The sequence below is a fragment of the Erythrobacter aureus genome (assembly GCF_003355455.1).
Lineage (GTDB): Bacteria > Pseudomonadota > Alphaproteobacteria > Sphingomonadales > Sphingomonadaceae > Qipengyuania > Qipengyuania aurea.
This window is the reverse complement of the sequence record NZ_CP031357.1, coordinates 1,036,934-1,054,682: the sequence shown is the minus strand read 5'-3', so window position 1 is coordinate 1,054,682 and position 17,749 is coordinate 1,036,934. Positions and strand designations below refer to the sequence as shown.

General features: G+C 63.8%; 17 protein-coding genes. 10 read left to right on the top strand and 7 right to left on the bottom strand.

The features are described from left to right. Nucleotides 1-18 precede the first annotated feature (18 nt). The 4 genes from nadA (at nt 19) to DVR09_RS05170 (ending at nt 5,169) form a co-directional block, all read left to right on the top strand. On the top strand, nt 19-1,005 hold the full coding sequence (nadA, locus tag DVR09_RS05185) for a quinolinate synthase NadA (protein ID WP_115415997.1): 987 nt from the start codon (nt 19-21) through the stop codon (nt 1,003-1,005). A 144-nt stretch (nt 1,006-1,149) separates the two neighbouring features. Then, complete coding sequence (locus tag DVR09_RS05180; protein ID WP_115415996.1) at nt 1,150-1,401, top strand: GIY-YIG nuclease family protein; 252 nt, start codon at nt 1,150-1,152, stop codon at nt 1,399-1,401. A gap of 259 nt (nt 1,402-1,660) precedes the next feature. Then, nucleotides 1,661-3,793 (top strand): prolyl oligopeptidase family serine peptidase, encoded by a 2,133-nt coding sequence (locus tag DVR09_RS05175; protein ID WP_115415995.1) that lies wholly within the window; start codon nt 1,661-1,663, stop codon nt 3,791-3,793. Nucleotides 3,794-3,852: 59 nt separating this feature from the next. Beyond that, on the top strand, nt 3,853-5,169 hold the full coding sequence (locus DVR09_RS05170; RefSeq protein ID WP_115415994.1) for a DUF2254 domain-containing protein: 1,317 nt from the start codon (nt 3,853-3,855) through the stop codon (nt 5,167-5,169). A 4-nt stretch (nt 5,170-5,173) separates the two neighbouring features. On the opposite strand, the gene DVR09_RS05165 is transcribed toward DVR09_RS05170, so the two are convergent. Continuing rightward, on the bottom strand, nt 5,174-6,082 hold the full coding sequence (locus DVR09_RS05165; RefSeq protein WP_115415993.1) for a DMT family transporter: 909 nt from the start codon (nt 6,080-6,082) through the stop codon (nt 5,174-5,176). A gap of 55 nt (nt 6,083-6,137) precedes the next feature. Here DVR09_RS05165 and DVR09_RS05160 point away from each other — a divergent pair, with 55 nt between their 5' ends. After that, nucleotides 6,138-7,250 carry an alkene reductase gene (locus DVR09_RS05160; RefSeq protein ID WP_115415992.1) on the top strand — a complete coding sequence of 371 codons (1,113 nt, stop codon included), beginning with the start codon at nt 6,138-6,140 and terminating at the stop codon, nt 7,248-7,250. 31 nt (nt 7,251-7,281) lie between these two features. Continuing rightward, entirely contained in the window at nt 7,282-8,157 is an 876-nt protein-coding gene (locus DVR09_RS05155; protein ID WP_162814850.1) for an HpcH/HpaI aldolase/citrate lyase family protein, read from the top strand. Here DVR09_RS05155 and DVR09_RS05150 read toward each other — a convergent pair. Further along, nucleotides 8,154-8,417, bottom strand: a complete 264-nt coding sequence (locus DVR09_RS05150; protein ID WP_115415990.1) for a hypothetical protein — start codon at nt 8,415-8,417, stop codon at nt 8,154-8,156. The genes DVR09_RS05155 and DVR09_RS05150 overlap by 4 nt on opposite strands. After that, on the bottom strand, nt 8,414-9,085 hold the full coding sequence (gene lipB / locus DVR09_RS05145; protein ID WP_115415989.1) for a lipoyl(octanoyl) transferase LipB: 672 nt from the start codon (nt 9,083-9,085) through the stop codon (nt 8,414-8,416). Before lipB ends, DVR09_RS05150 begins: the two co-directional genes overlap by 4 nt. 59 nt (nt 9,086-9,144) lie before the next feature. Here lipB and DVR09_RS05140 point away from each other — a divergent pair, with 59 nt between their 5' ends. Beyond that, nucleotides 9,145-9,969 (top strand): glycerophosphoryl diester phosphodiesterase membrane domain-containing protein, encoded by an 825-nt coding sequence (locus DVR09_RS05140; RefSeq protein ID WP_115415988.1) that lies wholly within the window; start codon nt 9,145-9,147, stop codon nt 9,967-9,969. On the opposite strand, the gene DVR09_RS05135 is transcribed toward DVR09_RS05140, so the two are convergent. Further along, the gene (locus tag DVR09_RS05135) at nt 9,966-10,574 is read right to left on the bottom strand and encodes a class I SAM-dependent methyltransferase (RefSeq protein WP_370459233.1); all 609 of its coding nucleotides are present in this window, start codon (nt 10,572-10,574) and stop codon (nt 9,966-9,968) included. The genes DVR09_RS05140 and DVR09_RS05135 overlap by 4 nt on opposite strands. A gap of 121 nt (nt 10,575-10,695) precedes the next feature. Here DVR09_RS05135 and DVR09_RS05130 point away from each other — a divergent pair, with 121 nt between their 5' ends. Next, nucleotides 10,696-12,045: an MFS transporter gene (locus DVR09_RS05130; protein WP_115415986.1), complete on the top strand. Its 1,350-nt coding sequence runs from the start codon at nt 10,696-10,698 to the stop codon at nt 12,043-12,045. 4 nt (nt 12,046-12,049) lie between these two features. On the opposite strand, the gene arsC is transcribed toward DVR09_RS05130, so the two are convergent. After that, a complete protein-coding gene (arsC, locus tag DVR09_RS05125) occupies nt 12,050-12,394 on the bottom strand; it encodes an arsenate reductase (glutaredoxin) (protein WP_115415985.1) in 345 nt (114 codons plus the stop codon). A 162-nt stretch (nt 12,395-12,556) separates the two neighbouring features. Between arsC and DVR09_RS05120 the strand changes: the two genes are divergently transcribed. Further along, complete coding sequence (locus DVR09_RS05120; RefSeq protein ID WP_115415984.1) at nt 12,557-14,674, top strand: TonB-dependent receptor; 2,118 nt, start codon at nt 12,557-12,559, stop codon at nt 14,672-14,674. A gap of 204 nt (nt 14,675-14,878) precedes the next feature. On the opposite strand, the gene DVR09_RS05115 is transcribed toward DVR09_RS05120, so the two are convergent. Together DVR09_RS05115 and DVR09_RS05110 are read right to left on the bottom strand one after the other, a co-directional pair. Beyond that, the gene (locus DVR09_RS05115; RefSeq protein ID WP_115415983.1) at nt 14,879-15,430 is read right to left on the bottom strand and encodes a (2Fe-2S)-binding protein; all 552 of its coding nucleotides are present in this window, start codon (nt 15,428-15,430) and stop codon (nt 14,879-14,881) included. 25 nt (nt 15,431-15,455) lie between these two features. Further along, nucleotides 15,456-16,223 (bottom strand): class II aldolase/adducin family protein, encoded by a 768-nt coding sequence (locus DVR09_RS05110; RefSeq protein ID WP_115415982.1) that lies wholly within the window; start codon nt 16,221-16,223, stop codon nt 15,456-15,458. Nucleotides 16,224-16,354: 131 nt separating this feature from the next. Here DVR09_RS05110 and DVR09_RS05105 point away from each other — a divergent pair, with 131 nt between their 5' ends. Beyond that, nucleotides 16,355-17,698 (top strand): MATE family efflux transporter, encoded by a 1,344-nt coding sequence (locus tag DVR09_RS05105; RefSeq protein ID WP_369692557.1) that lies wholly within the window; start codon nt 16,355-16,357, stop codon nt 17,696-17,698. The last annotated feature ends 51 nt before the right edge of the window (nt 17,699-17,749 follow it).

Here is a 17,749-nt window from a genome sequence, read left to right as displayed (position 1 = left end):
CATCCAACGGGATATTCAATGACTGCCGAAACCAGCCTGCCGACCGGCACCGATCTGCTCGCGGAAATCGATCGCCTCCGCAAGGAGAGGAACGCGATCATCCTCGCGCATTACTACCAGACCGCCGACATTCAGGACATCGCCGATTTCGTGGGCGACAGCCTCGAACTGTCGCGCAAGGCGGCCGAAACCGATGCCGATGTGATCGTGTTCTGCGGCGTGAAGTTCATGGCCGATACGGCCAAGATCCTGTCTCCGGAAAAGATCGTCGTCCTGCCCGACATGGATGCCGGCTGCAGCCTCGAAGACAGTTGCCCGCCGGAAAAATTCAAGGCCTTCCGCGAGGCGCATCCCGACCATATCGCGCTGACCTACATCAATTGCTCGACCGAGGTTAAGGCGCTGAGCGATGTGATCGTCACCAGCTCCAGCGCGGAGACGATCATCAGCCAGATTCCCGAGGACCAGAAGATCATCTTCGGCCCGGATCGGCATCTGGGCGGCTATATGAGCCGCAAGTTCAATCGCGAAATGCTGCTGTGGCCGGGCGTGTGCATCGTCCACGAAGCCTTCAGCGAGACGGAGCTGCTCAAGCTCAAGGCGCAGCACCCCGATGCGCCGGTTGCCGCGCACCCCGAATGCCCGCCGACGATTATCGACCACGCCGACTATGTCGGGTCGACCAGCGGCATCCTGCAATTCGCCAAGACCTTCGAAGGCGACACGCTGATCGTGGCGACCGAGCCGCACATTATCCACCAGATGGAAAAGGCGCTGCCCGAAAAGACCTTCATCGGCGCGCCCGGCGCGGACGGCAACTGTAGCTGCAACATCTGCCCCTATATGGCGCTCAACACGATGGAGAAAATGTACGCCTGCCTGCGCGATCTGGAACCGCGCATCGAGATCGAGGAAGGCCTGCGCCTGAAAGCCAAGCAAAGCCTCGACCGCATGCTGGAAATGGCCAGCGGCACGATCGGCAAGGGCGATCTGGGGCGGGTTTGACGAGGTCTGACCGTTCTGGATTGCTTCGCCTGCGGCTCGCAACGACGAAATGGGATGGGGTGACCAAAGCGAACTGACTCGGCTTTGGACCAATCTCCTCCGCTCGTCATTGCGAGGAGCGCAGCGACGCGGCAATCCAGTCCAATGCGCCGCATTGTCGAACCCGCCGTCTACATCATGGCCAGCAAGCGAAACGGCACGATCTATGTCGGCGTGACCTCGAACCTGCCGCAACGCGCCGGCCAGCATCGCGAAGGGATAATCGACGGCTTTACCAAGCGATACCGCTGCAAGCTGCTCGTCTGGTTCGAAATGCACGGCGATATGGAAAGCGCGATCCTGCGCGAAAAACAGCTGAAGGGCGGATCGCGGAAGAAAAAGCTGCCCCTGATCTAACGGGACAATCCGCACTGGCAGGACCTGTTTGCCGAGATTCGCGCCTGACGGCCTCTGGATTGCTTCGCCTTCGGCTCGCAATGACGGAGGGGCAAGCTTGATTGAGCTTCTTTCCGTTTTGGCCCCTTTCCCGCCTTCTCGTCATTGCGAGGAGCGCAGCGACGCGGCAATCCAGTCCGGCGGCTGCGCCTTAGGCACGGGTTTCCGGACGTGCACTCCGCACTTGCCCCTCTCCCGCCGCACACATACACCACCCGGCATGACACAGACCACGCCCGTCGCACGCTTCGCGCTCGCCGCAGCGCTTGCATTCACCGCCGCCCCCCTCGCCGCGCAGGAAACGGATGCGGACGACCCGTATATCTGGCTCGAGGAAATCCAGGGCGAGCGGGCGCTGGCCAAGGTCGATCAGTGGAACGCCGATACCGAAGCCGTGCTGACGGCGCAGCCCGAATATCCGCTCGCCAAGGCTTGGGCGAAGCAAATCCTCGACGACACGCGCCAGATTGCGATGCCGGATGCGATCATGGGCGATCAGGTTACAAATCTGTGGCGCGATGCGGACAATCCGCGCGGGCTGTGGCGGATCGCCAGCCTCGATAGCTATATGGCCGGTGCGCCCGAATGGCGCGTGCTGATCGATGTCGATCGGTTGGGGGAAGAGGAAGGCGAAAGCTGGATCTGGCACGGTGCCGACTGCCTCGCGCCGGAATACACCCGCTGCCTAATCTCGCTCAGCCCAGGCGGAACCGATGCCGATGTCGTGCGCGAATTCGATATCGGCACCGGCGCTTTCGTCGAGAGCGGCTTTACCCTGCCCGAGGCCAAGTCGAACGTCGCCTGGTTCGATCGCGACACGCTGTTCGTCGGCACCGACGAAGGCGCAGGATCGCTGACCGACTCGGGCTATCCGCGCCTCGTGAAACTGTGGCAGCGCGGCACCGAATTCGCCGAGGCACGCCAGATCGCCGAAGGCGAACAGACCGACATCAGCATGAACGGCTTTTCGATCCTCGACGGTGACACCCGCTGGCGTTTCGTGCGCCGGGGGCCGAGCTTCTGGACCAGCCAGTACAGCCTCGCGCGCGAGGATGGCACGCTCGCACCGCTGCCCTTGCCCGAAGACGCCGAATTCGAAGCGGTTCTCGGCGGCCAGGTGATCGCCAAGCTCAATTCCGCTTTCGAAACCCCGCGCGGTGTCGCACAGCCCGGCACCCTGCTCGCATGGTCGCTGGAAGACGTGTTGCGCGGTTCCGATCCCGATCCCGTCGTCGTTTTCCGCCCGAGCGAGACACAGGCCATCGAAGAAGTCGCCGCATCCGAAAACAAGCTCTGGGTGAAGGTGCTCGACGATGTCTCGGGCAAGCTGATCGCGCTGACCCCGGGAGCCGAGGGCTGGGCCGCGCGCGCCATGGACCTTCCGGCCAACAGCACGCTCCAGATCGCCGAGACCAGCGGCGAGGGCGACACTGCCTTCGTCACAGTCGAAAACATGCTCACCCCGCCGACGCTCTATGCCGTTCCGAGCGAGGGCCAACCGGTCGCCATCGCCAGCGAACCGGCGCAGTTCGATGCGGACAAGTTTACCTTCGAGCAGAAATTCGCGACTTCGAAGGATGGCACGAAGGTCCCCTATTACCTCGTCCGGCCCAAGGGCGCCGAAGGCCCGCTGCCCACGCTGATCCACGCCTATGGCGGTTTCCGCGCGGCGCAGACGCCCAAATATCTGACCGCAGAGCCCTATCGCAGCGGCCCGCTGGGCCTGTTCTGGGTCGAAAGCGGCAATGCCTATGTCCTCGCCAATATCCGTGGCGGCGGCGAATACGGTCCGCGCTGGCACGAGGATGCGCTGCGCGACAAACGCCAGAACAGCTTCGACGATTTCCACGCCGTGGCCGACGATCTCGTCGCCAATCGTCTCGCATCGCCGGGTCGCATTGCGGCAAGCGGCCGGTCGAATGGCGGCGTACTGGTGGGCGCGGTCGCCAACCAGCGGCCCGACCTTTACGGCGCGATCATTTCGGGCAGCCCGTTGATCGACATGAAGCGCTATAACAAGCTGCTCGCGGGCGCATCGTGGATGGCCGAATACGGCAACCCGGATGTGCCCGAGGACTGGGCCTTCATGCGCGCCTGGTCGCCCTATCAGAACATGCGCGACGGCCCCGATGTCCCCGCCGCCTTCTATTACCTCTCGACGCTCGACGACCGGGTGCATCCGGGCCACGCGCGCAAGGCGGCGGCCAAGCACGAGGCCTATGGCCAGACCTTCTACTACCACGAATATCGCGAAGGCGGGCATTCGGTCGGCTCGGACCACGAGGAGGACGCCAAGCGCGCCGCCCTGCTACTCGCCTATCTCAACCGCGAGATCGGCAGCGGAGCGGAGTGAGGCACCCAATTGCGATTCGCGCGTTCATCCCCTGACCGCAACTGGCAAGGGATGCCCGCTTGACCGCCGACATACGTTTTTTCTGGGCACGGCTTAACGCGAATTACTGGTTCTATCCGGCGCTGTTCTCGCTCGTCGCGGCGGCGCTGGCTTTTGCCATGGTGGCGGTCGATCGGGCCGGTTTCGCAGAGTTTCTGAACGACGTGGACTGGATCGTGCCCGCCCGCCCGCAAGGCGCGGCCAACATGCTCACCGTCATGGCGGGCAGCATGATCGGTGTCGCCTCCACCGTGTTTTCGATCACCATTGCCGCGGTCGCCTATGCCAGCGGCAATTACGGGCCGCGCCTGCTGACCAACTTCATGGAGGATCGCGGCAACCAGCTCAGCCTCGCGACCTTCATCGGTAGCTTTGTGTACGCCATCATCGTGCTGCGCGCCGTTCGGGCGGAGGACGAGACCGCGGCGACCGGCGCGGATGCAGCGGCCACCGCCCTGCCCGGCTTTACCCCGCAGCTTTCCCTCCTCGTGGCCTATATTCTCATGGGCCTGTGCGTGGCCGTGCTGGTCTTCTTTCTCAACCATATCCCCTCGAGCATTCGCATAAACAAGGTCCTCAAGGGCATCGGCGAACGCCTGCTGGAGGCAATCCGCGATACCTATCCGGTCGAGGATAAATTCAGCGACGCGGTCGAGCCTGCTGGAGGCGAGCCGATCACCGCCTGGGGAACGGGTTATGTCCAGTTGATCGATTTCGAGGAACTGGCGAAGATCGCCCGCGACTGCGGCTGCACCTTTTCGCTTCGCGTGCGCACGGGCGATTTCGTGCACCGCGATGTGCCGTTCATGGACATAAAGGGCTGCGAGCCCGAATGTATCGAGGACCGCGTGCGCGATTGCTTCACACTCGGTTCGACACGCACGCCCGAACAAGATCCACAATTTCTTATCGACGAACTGGTCGAGATCGGTCTGCGCGCCTTGTCGCCCGGCATCAACGACCCCTTCACGGCGATCACCGCGCTCCATTGGCTGGGCGCCGCGACGGCGGAAATCGGCCGACGCGATTTGCGCAAGGATATTTGCGGCGAAGATAGGGATGATTGCCCCGTCATTCCCGTCCCGGACGATTTCGATCACTATGTGAAGCGCGGTTTCGGGGCGATCCGCAGCGCCGTGGCCAGTTCGCCCATCGCTGCGGAAGTGATGCTCGACACGCTCGCCAATACGGCAGTGCCAATCAAGGACGAACGGCGACAGAGCCTGCTCAAGCGCGAAGCGGAAAAGCTGGCTGAACAAGCGCGACTCATTCTTGTCGGCCCGGACCTCGAACGGTTCGATGACCACATTGTCCAGTTCAACAGGACCTTCTGGTAACCTTCTAGCGGACCCGGCCCACCTTGCCGGGCGCCCGCGCCAGGACGAGCGCGGCGCCGACCAGCGCCATGCCGAGAATATCGAGCGGCACAAGCATCTCGCCGAAGGCAAGCCACCCGACCAGCGCAGCAACGGCAGGCTGCGTCAGCAACGCCATTCCGATGATGAGCGGCGGGAAATGGCGCAGCGAGAACACCAACAGCCCTTGTCCCACGATCTGGCTACTAACTGCGAGGGTGAGGAGCGGTGTCCAACCGGCCTCGCCGGGAAAAATCGGCTCCCCCGCCAGCAGCGCCATGCCGAGGAGCAGGGGCGATGCCACCAGGCTGACCAGCAACAGGACACTCCAGGGGCCGAGCACGGCCCGTGCGCGCTGGGCCGGCAACAGGTAAAAGGCATAGAAAATCCCAGCGGCTAGGCAAAACAGGTCTCCGACGAAGGTCGCTGCGGAAATCTCCAGGCTGCGACCAAGCAGAATCGCCGCCCCGATCAGCGCCGCCAGCACCCCGGCGCCTTCCTGCCCCGTGGGCGCCCTGCGCGCCGCGATCAGGCCCCAGATCATCAGGATAACCCCGCCGGAATTGCCGAACAGCGTCGCATTCGCCAATCGGGTCCGCTCGATACCGACATGCCAGCTCGCAAGATCGAAGGCGAAAAAGGCGCCAGCCGCCATGCACAACAAGGCCAGCCTGCGGTCCAGTGGGCCGGGCGATCGCGCGCGCCAAGCCAGGATCGCAAGGATCGGAACGGGCAACAGCAGGCGCCAGAACGCCGCCGAAACCGGCCCCGTATCCGATAGTCGTACCAGCCACGGCCCCAGCGCAAGCGCGATGTTTCCAGCGATCAGCGCGGCAAAGTGCCATGCACTTGTCTGAAAGCCATTCTTGTCCGGTGCGGTGGTTGCGCTGCTCATGAGCCGCCCTTAGCTCAAGGGCCAAGTCGCGCCAGCAAAAAGGATTTGTCCCCGCATGCACGATAGCCTGTTCCAGCCGCTCACCATGGGCGCTCTCGAAGCCAGAAACCGCGTTTTCATGGCGCCGCTCACCCGTGGCCGCTCGACCCAGCCCGGTTCGGTCCCGAACGAAATGATGGCGACCTATTATCGCCAGCGGGCGAGCGCCGGACTGATCATTTCGGAAGCTACCGGGATCAGCGTGGAAGGGCTCGGCTGGCCTGCGGCGCCCGGCATCTGGAGCGAAGAACAGGTCGAGGGCTGGAAACTGGTGACCGACGCGGTGCACGAGGAAGGGGGACTGATCGTCCTCCAACTGTGGCATATGGGCCGCCTCGTCCACCCGCTGTTCCTCGGCGGCAATCCACCGGTTTCGGCCAGCGCGACAACCGCACCGGGTCATGCGCACACGTTCGAAGGCCGCAAGGATTACGAACAGGCGCGCGAGGCGACGACCGAGGACATCAATCGGATCGTCGAAGACTACCGCCACGCTGCCGAAAACGCCAAAAAGGCAGGCTTCGATGGCGTCCAGTTGCACGGCGCGAATGGCTATCTGGTGGACCAGTTCCTGCGCGACAGCACCAATCTGCGCACCGACGAATATGGCGGCAGCCCGGAAAACCGCACCCGCTTCCTGCGCGAAGTGCTCACCGCGCTCGTCGATGTCTGGGGTGCGGACCGCGTCGGCGTTCGCCTGTCACCCAATGGCGAAACGCAAGGGTGCGACGACAGCGATCCCGCGGCAACCTTCGGCGCCGCGGCCAGGGTGATCGAGGATCTCGGCATCGCCTTCCTCGAGCTGCGCGAGCCGGGACCGGACGGGACTTTCGGGGCCACCGAGGTTCCCAAGCAGAGCCCGCTCATCCGCCAGATCTATTCGGGACCGCTCATCCTCAACAGCGATTATTCGCCAGAGGATGCCGTCGCCGACATCGATGCGGGCCGTGCCGACGCGATCAGTTGGGGCAGGGATTTCATTTCAAATCCCGACCTGCCGGAACGCTTCCGCCTCGGCGCAGCGATAGCGCCTAATGAAAACGTGCCGCATAGCTGGTATGGACGCGGTCCCGAAGGGTATGTCGATTACCCTATGCTAATTGCGCAAGAGCAAGCTGCCGCCGAGTGATTCGCCGTGCGGCGATCATTTGGAGGCGATCATGCGTTCGTGGATCCTGGTCCCGACGGATAAGAGCGAGGCGCTCGGGTCGATAGCCGGATCGGGGGCCGATGCGATCGTTCTGGATCTCGCTCGCTCCGGCGCGCCGACGCGCAAGGCACGAGCCAGGATCGAGGCGGCCAACTGGCTACGCTCGCACCGCGAACAGGTCCTGGCCACGCGCAGATTTCAGCGCTGGGCCAGGATCGGCGGCATGGATACCGCCGACTGGCGCGCGGATCTCGACGCCGCGATGGAGGGATCGCCGCATGGAATCGTGCTGAGCCGGTGCCGCGGGGCGGACGATATCCGTCAACTGGCTTCGGTCTTGTACGAAATCGAAGATCGCAGCGGTCTTGCGGCGAATATCACCCGCATCATGCCCGAACTCGGATCGACTCCCGCCAGCGCCCTGGCGATCGGGCGACTTGCAGATGAACTGCACCCCCGGGTTTCCGCACTGACCTGGGACGCCGTCGGGCTGGCCCACTCTTTCGGCGCACGCCGCCTGCGCGGTCCGGCGGGGCGATGGAGCGATGGGTTCGCCCATGTCCGCGCGCAGATCCTGTTGGTCGCCCATGCTCGCGGGATCGGCGCGATCGAACATCCCTTTCGCGACGCGCGCGATGACGAGGTCTGCACCCGTATCGCCGAGGCGGCGCGGGCGGATGGCTTCACGGGCATGTTCGCTATCCATCCCTCGCAGCTTCCCGGGATCAACGCGGCCTTCGCACCGCTCGAAAGCGAGATGTCCGAAGCGCTCAAGATCGTCTCGGCATTCTCGACCAATCCCGGCGCGACCATGCTTACGGTAGGCGACCGGCGCGTGGATCGCAGCGACCTGGAACGCGCGAGGCGACTATTGGGCGAGGATTAGGTTTCCGGTCCGGTTGCGTCGCCTTCATCCGAATCGGCGGTGGGTTCGGGCTGGGGCGAATCCTGCGCCGCGCGCACTGGCGGCGACTGCGAGCGCAGCCGATCCAGCGGGATCATATCGTCGCCGATCGTGCCGCCGATCACCTCGCCCTTGGCATCGCGATCCGCCTCCTGTCCCGTTTCCTCCACCGGGGTCTCGTTGCCGCAGGCGGTTAGCACTGCGAGCCCGCATGCGAGCAGGACGACAGGTGGTGATCTCATGGCAGGCAGCTCTCCTTTCCGGCTAGAGTTCCGAGGAAATCGGCAAAGCGCGCATGCAATGCCTCATCGAAGGCCGACGGCGCAAGGTCGATTCCCAGCCGTGCCAGGCTGGTGACGCCGAATTCCTCGATGCCGCAGGGAACTATTCCGGTGAAGTGAGACAGATCGGGCGCAAGGTTCACCGAAAATCCGTGCATCGTTACCCAGCGCCTTACCCGCACGCCGATAGCGCCGATCTTTGCTTCGCGCCCGTCGATGTCGCGAGTCCAGATGCCGATCCGCCCTTCGCTGCGCCAGCTCTCCACCCCGATATCGGCCAGCGTGGCGATGACCCAGCCTTCGAGCGCATGGACGAAACAGCGCACATCGCGGCCCCGGTCTTTCAGGTCCAGCATGATATAGCCGACGCGCTGGCCCGGCCCGTGATAGGTGTAGCGACCGCCGCGCCCGGCTTCGACCACTTCGAAGCGCGGGTCGAGCAGTTCCGCCCCGTCGGCGCTGGTTCCGGCGGTATAGACCGGCGGGTGTTCGAGCAGCCAGACCATCTCGCGCGCCTCGCCCTCGGCAATCGCCCGATTGCGAGCAGTCATTCGTTCGAGTGCTTCGCGATAGCCGATTGGCCTCGCTTCGGCATGCCATTCGATATTTTCGGGTAAATTGGACGACATGCGCGATTGCGTGGCGACTGGGGAAGCGCTTATCAAGGGGCAAACGGGAGAAGCGCTGCATGAAATTCGATCTCGACACCGCCTGGAAAGACACCACGGGGCTGCTGTCCCGCAATCGGGGTCTGCTGGCCGTCATTGCCGGCGTGTTCTTTTTCCTGCCCTATGCCGCGCTGGCGATCGCCTTGCCCGAAATGGGCGATCTCGAGGCTGCCCAGGCGAGCGGCAACCTGGACGCGATGATGGGGGCCATCAACGATCTCTATGCCAGCTATTGGTGGGTCTATCTTATTCTCGCAATCGTTCAGGGCATCGGATTGCTGGCGATGCTGGCGCTGGTGCGCCGACGCGCGAATCCCACTGTGGGCCAAGCATTGTCGACCGGGGTGAAATCGGTCCCGACCTACATAGCGGCGCAACTGCTTCAAACCGCTCTGTTCGCCATTGTCGCGGGGCTTCTCATCGGAGTCGGCGCAGTCACCGGATTGCCGGCGCTGGCGGTGCTGGGCGGCGTGATCGCCTTCGTGGTCGTGTGCTACATCGTGACCAAGCTTTCGCTGGCGGCACCGGTGATCGCGATCGATGGCGAACTCAATCCCATCAGGGCGCTGCAACGGTCCTGGGCGCTGACCCGCGGTAACAGCATCCGGCTGTTTTTCTTCTATCTGCTGCTGCTCGCCGCCTTCGTGGTCCTCTCGATCGTGATCTCGCTGGTCCTGGGGCTGGCCTTCGCGATCGCGGGAGAACAGGCCGCGCTGCTGGGCGAGGCCGTGATTTCAGGCCTGCTCAATGCGATCATGATCGTGGTTATCGTGTGCGTCCTGGCGGCCGTTCACACCCAGCTCGGCCGGCTGTCCGATAATCCGGATGCCACGACCGAGGACTAGTCTTCGCGGTCTTTCCAGCCCCAGAAGAGTTGGCACGGCAACACGTTCCAGAATTCGAAACCGCTATCGATGCGCTTGAAATGCCGGGCCATGAACTCACGCGCCTTGGCCGAAAACTGGTAGACCAGAAAGGCGCCGCCCGGCCGGATAACGTCGTAGGTCGATTTCGCGATCGCCGGCCCGACGCCATCGGGCAGGGTCGAGAAAGGCAGGCCGGAAAGAACGTAGTCCGCCCCGTCGTGACCATGCGCCTCGACGATGTCGACCACATCGGCAGCCGAACCGTGCACGGCGTGGAAACGACTGTCCGTAAAGTGCTTCTTGAGATAGTCGATATAGAGCGGATTGGTGTCGATCACGATCAGCGTGCCGTCGCGCCGCAAACGATCGAGGACCGGCTGGCAGAAGGTTCCGACGCCCGGGCCGTATTCGACGAACACCTCGCACCGCTCCCAATCGACCGGAGCCAGCATTTTGCGGATGGTGAAGCGCGAGGATGGGATGATCGAGCCGACCATGCGCGGCTCTTCGACAAACCCGCGGAAGAACACACCCCATTGGCCGAAAAGCCGCGCCGCGCGCTTGCGCCAGCTCGTGCGCTCGATAACGCCAAAGCCCTGATGTCCGGTCAAAATCGCAAACCCTGTGACAATTTCGTTGGTGTGGCCGTCTGGCAGGCTCGCTGCGCCATTGCAAGCTGACCGGCGCCGCCCTACCGCCCTCACAATGGCAGACTTCGACCCCGCCAGTTCTGATACGGCGCCTCCGGCAGCCGGACAGCGCGCCATTCCGCGTGGGCGCATGGCGCTGCTGTTCACGGTCATGTTGACCACTGCGGCGGGCAATACCGCAATGCAGTCGGTCATGCCCTCCATCGGAACCTCGCTGGGCGTCGACGATGTCTGGATCAGCCTGGCCTATAGCTGGTCGGCATTGTTGTGGGTGATCTGCGCCCCGATCTGGGCGCAGCGGTCGGACCGGCGTGGACGCAAGGCAATGATGGCGCTGGGGATGCTCGGCTTCATCGCCAGCTTCCTGCTGTGCGGCATCATGCTGTGGATGGGGCTTGTCGGGATTCTTCCGGCCTTCTGGGCCTTGCTGCTGTTCGCGGCGGCACGGAGCCTCTATGGCGGGTTCGGCAGCGCCGCACCGCCCGCAGTCCAGGCCTATGTCGCCAGCCGCACGCCCCGGTCGGAGCGCACGCAGGCGCTTTCGCTGGTGGCGTCCAGCTTCGGCCTGGGGACAGTAATCGGCCCCGCGCTCGCTCCGCTTATGGTGCTTCCCTTCTTTGGGCTTGCCGGCCCGTTCCTGATCTTCGCGCTGATCGGCCTGGTCACGCTGATTGCCCTGCGCTTGCGACTGCCCGACGACGTGCCCCGGTTTCCGGCCCGTGGCAGTGCCTATGACGCGCCCTATTCAGGCAGCCCGACCGCCGAGGTCTCGAAAGAGGAGCAGGAAGAGAGCCAGAACGCTCCGGCGAGATTGCGCTGGTTCGAGCCGCGCCTGCGCCCGTGGGTCGTCTCGGGCCTGATCGGCGGGCATGCCCAGGCGATGATCCTCGGGATCGCAGGCTTCCTCGTGCTCGACCGGTTGGGACTGCGCGGCGATCCGGCTGCCGGCGCAGGGCCGGTCGGTCTTGTCCTCATGGCCGGTGCCATCGCCACCCTGCTTGCCCAATGGGGGCTCATCCCGCGGCTTAAGCTGGGGCCGCGCGCCGCATCGTTATGGGGGATCGCCATTGCGGCGCTCGGTACGGTAGTGCTGGGCCTGGGACAGAACCTGCACACGATCGCGCTCGGCTATTCGATCGCCTCGCTCGGCTTCGGCCTGTTTCGGCCGGGCAATACTTCGGGCACATCGCTCGCGGTCTCGCGGGCCGAACAGGGCCAGGCCGGGGGCGTCACTGCCTCGGTCGCCGGGGCGAGTTTCATCTACGCCCCGGCGCTCGGCGTCTGGCTCTACAACTATTCCGACTGGCTGGGCTTCGGCCTGATCGTCGCCCTGTGCCTGGTCGTTTTCGCCTATGGCTCGCGAGCGCTGCAGGCCGACAGCACGCTGACGCTCGACCGGCGCTGAGGGGCTAGAGGATTTCGAGCACGCGGTCCTGCGGACGGCACAGGCGCGCGCCCTTGTCGGTTTCCACCAGCGGGCGTTCGATCAGCATCGGTTCGGCCGCCATGGCCGCCAGCACGGTCGCGTCATCGGCAGCGGGAAGGCCGCGCTCCTCGGCGTCGGTTCCGCGCAGGCGCAAGCCCTGCTGCGGAGCGATGCCCGCATCCTTGTAGAGCTGCGCGAGCTTTTCGGAGCTGGGCGGGTCCTTGAGATACTCGACGACCTCGACCTCAACCTTCGAAAGGTTCTCGAGAATGGCGAGCGTCTTGCGCGAGGTGCCGCATTTGGGATTGTGCCAGATGGTCGCTTTCATGGGTCGAATCTCCTTGGTTCGCGCCGTCGCCTAAGCGAGTGTTGCGATCAGTGAAAGCGACCCTTGCGATTTTTTCACGCAGATGACGCTTGCAAATGCGAATAGCTATCAATAGCAGGCGCGCATCGTTTGATAACCACTCGCAGAATTAGAAAGTTTTCCATGAGGGATCGTTTTTCGCGCGCCGCGCTCTTCGCCGGTGCCGCTTTCGTCTTTGCCGCCACCCCCGCCCTCGCCGAGGACGGAGGTCAGCCCGAACGCGACTATCTGCCGACCGACATTATCGTTACCGGCGATCGCGGTACGGGATATGACAATGACGATGGCTCGACCGCGACCAAGACGCCGACCCCGCTGATCGACGTCCCGCAGGGTGTCAGCTTCATCACCGAGGATCAACTGGAAGACCAGGCGATCCATCAGCTCAACGATGCGCTGCGCTACGTCCCCGGGATCAGTATGAGAACCGGCGAGGGACACCGTGACGAAGTGATTATCCGCGGACAGACAAGCACCGCCGATTTCTACATCGACGGTCTGCGCGACGATGCGCAATATTATCGTTCGCTCTACAACATCGAACGGGTCGAAGTGCTCAAGGGCGCCAATGCGCTGATCTTCGGCCGCGGCGCTGGCGGCGGAGCCGTCAATCGCGTGGCCAAGCGCGCCAAGCTGTCGGGCCAGGCCATCTCCGGCGAGGCGTCGGTCGACAGCTTCGGCGCCTTCGCCCTGCTGGCGGATGTCAACCAGCCGCTGTCCGATGGCGTCGCATTGCGCGTGAACGGCACCTACGAGGAATTCGACAGCCACCGCGATTTCTACGAAGGCCGCTTCTTCGGTATCTCGCCGACCCTGACCGCTCAGTTGGGGCCGCAAACCACGCTGATTGCCAGCTATACCTATGACGATGACAAGCGCGTCACCGATCGCGGCATACCATCGGTCGGCGGCACCGGGCCACTGCGCGGTTTCGATAAGACCTTCTTCGGCGATCCCGAATTCAACGAGGCGGAAGCGCAGGTTCATATCGGCCGCGTTCGCATCGAACACGATTTCGGCAGTGGCCTGACCGCCAATGCCACCATTCAGTATGCCGATTACGACAAGGTCTATGCCAATATCCTCCCGACCGGCGTCGACTCGGTAGAAAACACCGTCTTCCTCAGCGGCTATCGCGACTTCACCGATCGCGAAAACTGGATCGGCCAGGGCAATCTGGTCTGGCAGACGGGTGGCGATACGATTGAATCCACGCTGCTGCTCGGCTTCGAAGCCAGCCGCCAGGATACGATCAACAGCCGCGATGGGGTGATCTTTACGCGGGCAGCCGTCCCGGGCGGGCTCGATCCGAATGAAACCCCCCTGGCCGAAACGATCTTCGTGCCGCCCTACACGCTCGATCTGGGAACACGCTCGCGCGATTCTCAGCTCGAGACCCTCAGTGTCTACGTTCAGGAACAGCTCCAGATCGGCGAGCACATCGAACTGGTCGGCGGCCTGCGCTGGGACCGCTTCGACCTTCAGACTCTCGACGTAAAGGGTGGCGTTGCGGGTGACCGGGTCGATGAAAAGGTCAGCCCGCGTCTGGGCCTGATCGTCAAGCCGAATCCCGATCTTTCGATCTACGCGTCCTATGCCGAGAGCTTCCTGCCCCAGGCGGGCGACCAGTTCCTCGTGCTGAGCCCGACCTCGGCGCAGTTCGAGCCTGAGAAGTTCACCAATTACGAGCTCGGCCTCAAATGGGCGCCGCTCGACAAGGTGCTGGTGACGGCGGCCCTTTTCCGTCTCGAGCGGAGCAAGACACCCTTCACCGACGGGCTGGGGAACACCACGCTGACCGGTGAAAGCCGCGTCGACGGGTTCGAAATCGGCGCAGTGGGCGAAATCACCGACTTCTGGCAGGCCAATGTCGGATACACCTATCTCGATGGCGAACTGCGGACCGCCAGCAGCTTCGGACCCGCCGGTCAGCGCCTTCGGCAGACCCCGAAACACCAGATCGCTGCCTGGAACCGCTTCGACGTGACCGAGGCGCTCGGCTTCGGCTTCGGCGTAATTCACCAGGCGGACCAGTACGCCAGCTTCTCGAACACGGTCGAACTGCCCAGCTACTGGCGTATCGATGCGGCGGCCTATTACACCGTAAGCGATCGCTTCAGCGTGCAGCTCAACATCGAAAACCTGTTCGACGAGACCTACTATCCGAGCGCCTATGGCGACAGGAACGTCCAGCCCGCCGAACCCTTCAGCGCGCGGATCGGGGTCCGGCTCGAAATCTGACGAGAGTCCCCGCCTTCGCGGGAGATAACAGGCTTTCCTACACGAGCGGCGGGTACCTATGGTGCCCGCCGTTTCCTGTCGTGCCGTGCTGCCCCCGGGGGGGGCTTGGCGCCATATGTCACCCGCCCGCATCCCAAAATTACTCTTTTTTTTCAGAGTGATCGGGCCGCAAAACCCGGGTGACAGGGTGTCGCCTTCGTCGCTCTAGTCCGACTGGTCCGCGGGTGCGCTGATCGCGGGGACTTCCCGCGCGGCGTCCCCGGCATTGATACCGGGTGCTGGAGCGGCACTGATCGTCTCGCTGCGCCGCGCCACGCGGCCCGCGCGCTGGATGGCGCGGACCAGTCTCGGATATACACCGCAGCGGCAAAGATTGGGTATCCCGGCCTTGATTTCCGCCTCGGTCGGTGCTGCCGTCTTGGCCAGAAGAGCACTCGCCGCCATGACGATCCCCGGCGTGCAATAGCCGCATTGGATCGCCTGTTCCGCCACCATCGCTTGCTGGACCGGATGCGAGCGGTCGCGGCTCAGCCCTTCGATCGTGGTGATGAACCGCCCTTCGGCCTCGGCAATGGTGATGAGGCAGGATCGCAGCGCCTCGCCGTCCACATGGACCATGCAGGCGCCGCAATCGCCCTCGCCGCACCCGAATTTCGTACCGGTCAGATTGGCGGCATCGCGCAGCGCCCACAGCAGCGGCGTATCCGGGTCCATCAGGAAGCGCATCGGCTTCCCGTTGACAGTCATGCTGGTCATGCGGCGGGCGCCCCGACGCTAGGCGTCAGTATTTCCAGCTATCGTCGATCTTCGACACGCGGCGCTTCCACGCTTCGAAATCGAATACGCCCGCCCCGCCCTGCGATTGCATGACGGACAGGTCGCGCTGGTGAACGTCGACAACCTCCTGCGAGACGACATTGGCTGCCCCTTGGCTGAGCGTCGCGATCTGGATTTCGCAGGCGCGCTGCAACGCCCACATCTTCACGAACATGCCGGGGATCGTCTTATCCATCACCACCGGGCCGTGATTGCGCAGCATCAGGATCGAATGATCGCCCAGATTCTCGACCAGCCGCTCGCCTTCTTCCGGGCGCACCGTGACGCCTTCGAAATCGTGATAGCCGATCTGGTTCTGGAAATTGCAGGCGTAGAAATTGGTCGGCACCAGTCCGTCCTTGTGACTGCATACCGCCATGGTGGCAGTGGTGTGTACATGACAGATCGCATTGGCGCGGGTGCCCAGGTGCTTGTGGAAGTAGGCATGCTGGGTGAAGCCGGCCTTGTTGACCATATATTGCGACGGGCCGACATTATTGCCCTCCACATCGATCTTGACCAGGTTCGACGCCGTCACTTCGTCATAAAGCAGCCCGAAAGGGTTGATGAGGAAGGTATCGTCCTCGCCCGGCACGGCAACCGAGATGTGGTTGTAAATGCTTTCACCCCAGCCGAGATGTTCGAAAATGCGATAGCACGCCGCCAGGTCCTGCCGCGCCTGCCATTCGGCATCGCTGCATTCGAAATCGCGGGTCTTCATCTGCGTGGCCATGGCGTCGTCTCTCCGTAAGGGGTTTTGTTTCGAGACCTGTATCGCATGAGGATGCGGCGGTCCGCAAGCGGGCAGGACTCCGCGCTAGGCAAGCTCGCCGCCGCCCGCTACCGCCCCAAGCGATGAGCGAGATGGCAAAACTGACCCGCGGCAGCATTCGCGGCCACCTCGTAAGCCAGACCATGCCAATGATATTCGGCGTCGCGGCGATCATGTCGGTCGGCCTGATCGACGCCTATTTCATCGGCCAGCTTGGGGCGAAAGAGCTGGCGGCGGTCAGCTTCATCTTCCCCATCACCATCGCGCTTTCCAGCCTGGGTGTCGGCGTCATGGTCGGGATCAATTCGGTCATCGCCCGCGCGCTGGGCGAAGGCGATTCGGCGCGGGCCGAAAGGCGGGCGAATTTCGGCGCAGTGTTCGCGCTGGCGACCGGCGTGGTCCTCGGCGTGGTTCTCTACATCCTGCTCGACCCGCTGTTCCGCCTGATGCAGGCATCGGAAGACCTGCTCCCGCTGATCGGGCAATATATGCGGCCCTATGCATTGGGGCTCCCGGTCATGCTGTTGCAGATGGGGCTGAACGGCGTGCTGCGCGGACAGGGCGAGGCGCGCAAGACCAGCTATGTCTCGATCACGTACTCGCTCGCGAACTGGGTGCTCGACCCGATCCTGATCACCGGGGCCTTCGGCTTCGCGGGGTTCGGCGTGGCGGGCGCCGCCTATGCCACGATTGCGGGGTTCTTCATCGCCATTCTCGTCGCCCTATGGCTGATCAAGGGCGCGCAGTTGCAGATCCACCCGGCGGCGATCCGCGATTGCGACGTCGGCGCATCGAGCAAGGCGATCCTGTCGGTGGCGGGGCCGGCCGCCTTCTCCAATGCGATCAACCCGATCGGTCTTTCGGTGCTGACTGCGCTGCTCGCGAGCCAGGGCGAATCCGCCGTCGCGGGTTTCGGCGCGGCGGGACGGTTGCAGAGTTTCGCGGTCGTCCCCCTGCTCGCGCTGTCCGGCTCGATCGGGGCGATCGTGGGCCAGAACTGGGGCGCCCGCCGCGCCGACCGATCGCGCCGGGCGATGTGGTGGTCGGGCCTGTTCTGCATCGCCTACGGCCTCGGCATAGCGGTATTGCTCTATGCCACGGGCGGCTGGTTCGCCGGGTTCTTCACCGAAGACCCCACCGTCATCGAACAGTTCACGCGCTATCTGGAAATTTCGGTGTGGGGCTATGTCGGGTTCGGCCTGCTGATCGTGGCCAATGGCGCGCTCAACGCCGTCGATCGCGCCGGTTTCGCTCTGGCCCAGAGCGCCGCGCGCGTGTTCCTTGTCATGTTGCCTTTCGGCTGGGTTCTCAGGACCGAATGGGGCTCCGATGCGATCTATGCCGCCGAACTGGTGGCCAATCTTGCGGGCGGCCTCCTTGCGGCCCTCATAGTCTGGAGAGTGCTGCGTTCCGGCCCCGACGATGGGCGCCGATAGTCAAACCAAACGTTAACCATCCTCGTCCATAGCCTTTCCCGATCGTACGAG